The 685-nt window shown below is 69.3% G+C and carries 1 pseudogene; it reads right to left on the reverse strand.

The annotated features are described in order from the left end of the window. Positions 1-685 (reverse strand): annotated as a pseudogene (locus LZ017_RS21795) (heme utilization protein); the annotation flags it as partial.

Raw genomic sequence — 685 nt, forward strand, 5'->3', positions numbered from 1 at the left:
ACTCAGGGAGCGCAGCGTCGCGGTGTTCATCGCACGCAGGTCCTGCGTTTCCAGCGCAGCGACCTGGTCGGTGCCCAGGCCGGCGACCTGGCGCGAGTTCAGCGCGGCGACCTGCTCGGTCCCCATGGCCTGGATATTGGCCGTGGACAAGGCGCCCAGCTGGCTGGAGCTGAGCTGGGCCACCTGGTTGGTGGAGAAGGCCACCACCGAATCCGTGTCCAGCGAGGCCATCTGGCCGGTGCTCAGCGCCGCGATCTGAGCGCTGTTCAGCGCGCGGATTTGCGCGCTGCTCATCGCATTCAGGTCCTCGGTGCTCAGTCCCACCACTTGCGGCGTGCTGGTCAGCGCGGCGATCTGTGCCGTCGACAACGCGGCGATCTGGTCCGAGCTCAGCGCGTCGATCTGGGCCGTGCTCAAGGCGCGCAGCGCGGCGGTGCTCATCGCGCGCAGGTCTTGCGTTTCCAGCGCAGCCATCTGGTCGGTGCCCAGGCCGGCGACCTGGCGCGAGCTCAGCGCGGCGAACTGCTGGGTGTCCATGGCCTGGATGTTGGCCGTGGAGATGGCGCCCAGCTGGGCCGAGCCCAGGTTGCCCACCTGCGCGGTGGACAACGCGACGAGGTCAGCGCTTTCCATCGTGGAGACCTGGGCCGTGGACAGCGCGGCCAGCTGCGCGCTGTTCAGCGCG

The sequence above is a fragment of the Pelomonas sp. CA6 genome (assembly GCF_022549225.1).
Lineage (GTDB): Bacteria > Pseudomonadota > Gammaproteobacteria > Burkholderiales > Burkholderiaceae_C > Roseateles.